Source organism: Xenorhabdus sp. SGI246, assembly GCF_040838225.1.
Taxonomy (GTDB): Bacteria; Pseudomonadota; Gammaproteobacteria; order Enterobacterales; family Enterobacteriaceae; genus Xenorhabdus; species Xenorhabdus indica.
Genome location: NZ_JBFPEZ010000051.1, coordinates 1 through 3,297, shown reverse-complemented (window position 1 = coordinate 3,297; position 3,297 = coordinate 1). Strand labels below are relative to the sequence as shown.

Annotated in this window: 2 rRNA genes; both read left to right on the top strand. The window is 54.6% G+C overall.

From position 1 onward, the window contains the following. Positions 1 to 71: 71 nt before the first annotated feature. Positions 72 to 3,080, top strand: a 23S ribosomal RNA gene (locus tag ABLA85_RS12955). Between the two features lie 105 nt (positions 3,081 to 3,185). Beyond that, a 5S ribosomal RNA gene (gene rrf, locus ABLA85_RS12950) occupies positions 3,186 to 3,297 on the top strand; the annotation flags it as partial.

Below are 3,297 nucleotides of genomic sequence, written 5' to 3'. Positions count from 1 at the left end.
AATCAGTGTTATGCGTAATAACATTGATGAATCTCTCAATACTCCAGTCCGAAGACCTTTTCGGGTTGTGAGGTTAAGCGACTAAGCGTACACGGTGGATGCCTAGGCAGTCAGAGGCGATGAAGGACGTGCTAATCTGCGATAAGCGCCGGTAAGGTGATATGAACCGTTACAGCCGGCGATGTCCGAATGGGGCAACCCAGTGCAATCCGTTGCACTATCCTTATCTGAATACATAGGGTAAGGAGGCGAACCGGGGGAACTGAAACATCTCAGTACCCCGAGGAAAAGAAATCAACCGAGATTCCCCCAGTAGCGGCGAGCGAACGGGGAGGAGCCCAGAGCCATCAACAATATCAGCGTCAGGAGAACGGTCTGGAAAGGCCGGCAGTAAAGGGTGACAGCCCCGTATCCGAAGACGCTGGTATTGGGAGCTCGATGAGTAGGGCGGGACACGTGGTATCCTGTCTGAATATGGGGGGACCATCCTCCAAGGCTAAATACTCCTGACTGACCGATAGTGAACCAGTACCGTGAGGGAAAGGCGAAAAGAACCCCGGCGAGGGGAGTGAAAGAGAACCTGAAACCGTGTACGTACAAGCAGTGGGAGCCCCACCACTAAGCCAGTGGTGGTTATCACAGCGTCATCCTTACTTGATGGCGGTTGGCGGAACGACAGTGACGCCCAACCCCCCAAATCAAGCCGAGGGGGCTTAGTGGTGGGGTGACTGCGTACCTTTTGTATAATGGGTCAGCGACTTATATTCTGTAGCAAGGTTAACCGCATAGGGGAGCCGCAGGGAAACCGAGTCTTAACGGGGCGTCAAGTTGCAGGGTATAGACCCGAAACCCGGTGATCTAGCCATGGGCAGGTTGAAGGTTGGGTAACACTAACTGGAGGACCGAACCGACTAATGTTGAAAAATTAGCGGATGACTTGTGGCTGGGGGTGAAAGGCCAATCAAACCGGGAGATAGCTGGTTCTCCCCGAAAGCTATTTAGGTAGCGCCTCGTGAACTCATCTTCGGGGGTAGAGCACTGTTTCGGCTAGGGGGTCATCCCGACTTACCAACCCGATGCAAACTGCGAATACCGAAGAATGTTATCACGGGAGACACACGGCGGGTGCTAACGTCCGTCGTGAAGAGGGAAACAACCCAGACCGCCAGCTAAGGTCCCCAAGTTCTGGTTAAGTGGGAAACGAAGTGGGAAGGCTCAGACAGCCAGGATGTTGGCTTAGAAGCAGCCATCATTTAAAGAAAGCGTAATAGCTCACTGGTCGAGTCGGCCTGCGCGGAAGATGTAACGGGGCTAAACCAGGCACCGAAGCTGCGGCAGCGGCACGTAAGTGTGGCTGGGTAGGGGAGCGTTCTGTAAGCCGGTGAAGGTGAACTGTGAGGTTTGCTGGAGGTATCAGAAGTGCGAATGCTGACATAAGTAACGATAAAGCGGGTGAAAAACCCGCTCGCCGGAAGACCAAGGGTTCCTGTCCAACGTTAATCGGGGCAGGGTGAGTCGACCCCTAAGGCGAGGCTGAAAAGCGTAGTCGATGGGCAACAGGTTAATATTCCTGTACTCGGTGTTACTGCGAAGGGGGGACGGAGAAGGCTATGTCATCCGGGCGACGGTCGTCCCGGTTTAAGCGTGTAGGTGGGATAACCTGGCAAATCCGGTTATCCGCAACACTGAGGCGTGATGACGAGGCACTGCGGTGCTGAAGTGACAGATGCCCGGCTTCCAGGAAAAGCCTCTAAGCTCCAGGTAACAGTGAATCGTACCCCAAACCGACACAGGTGGTCAGGTAGAGAATACTCAGGCGCTTGAGAGAACTCGGGTGAAGGAACTAGGCAAAATGGTGCCGTAACTTCGGGAGAAGGCACGCTGGCGTTAGGTGAAGAGACTTGCTCTTGAAGCCGAAGCCAGCCGCAGAGACCAGCTGGCTGCAACTGTTTAATAAAAACACAGCACTGTGCAAACACGAAAGTGGACGTATACGGTGTGACGCCTGCCCGGTGCTGGAAGGTTAATTGATGGGGTTATCGCCTGGCGAGAAGCTCCTGATCGAAGCCCCAGTAAACGGCGGCCGTAACTATAACGGTCCTAAGGTAGCGAAATTCCTTGTCGGGTAAGTTCCGACCTGCACGAATGGCGTAATGATGGCCAGGCTGTCTCCACCCGAGACTCAGTGAAATTGAACTCGCTGTGAAGATGCAGTGTACCCGCGGCAAGACGGAAAGACCCCGTGAACCTTTACTATAGCTTGACACTGAACATGGAGCCTTGATGTGTAGGATAGGTGGGAGGCAGTGAAGTGTGGACGCCAGTCTGCACGGAGCCATCCTTGAAATACCACCCTTGAATGTTTGATGTTCTAACGCGGGCCCGTTATCCGGGTCGCGGACAGTGTCTGGTGGGTAGTTTGACTGGGGCGGTCTCCTCCCAAAGCGTAACGGAGGAGCACGAAGGTCAGCTAATCACGGTCGGACATCGTGAGGTTAGTGCAAAGGCATAAGCTGGCTTGACTGCGAGCGTGACGGCGCGAGCAGGTACGAAAGTAGGTCTTAGTGATCCGGTGGTTCTGCATGGAAGGGCCATCGCTCAACGGATAAAAGGTACTCCGGGGATAACAGGCTGATACCGCCCAAGAGTTCATATCGACGGCGGTGTTTGGCACCTCGATGTCGGCTCATCACATCCTGGGGCTGAAGTAGGTCCCAAGGGTATGGCTGTTCGCCATTTAAAGTGGTACGCGAGCTGGGTTTAGAACGTCGTGAGACAGTTCGGTCCCTATCTGCCGTGGGCGCTGGAAGATTGAAAGGGGCTGCTCCTAGTACGAGAGGACCGGAGTGGACGCACCCCTGGTGTACGGGTTGTCATGCCAATGGCATTGCCCGGTAGCTAAGTGCGGAAGAGATAACCGCTGAAAGCATCTAAGCGGGAAACTTGCCTTGAGATGAGTCTTCCCTTGTCCCTTGAGGACACTGAAGGAGCGTTCGAGACGAGGACGTGGATAGGCTGGGTGTGTAAGCGTTGCGAGACGTTGAGCTAACCAGTACTAATGTACCGTGCGGCTTAACCTGACAACACCGAAGGGGTTTTGCGGGGTTTGAGAGAATGACGGGTTTCAGATAACGGTGACGCCAGGTGCGGACTGACAGCTTGTTCGGGATTGAATACAGGATTTGTCTGGCGGCAATAGCGCGGTGGTCCCACCTGACCCCATGCCGAACTCAGCAGTGAAACGCCGTTGCGCCGATGGTAGTGTGGGGTCTCCCCATGCGAGAGTAGGGCACTGCC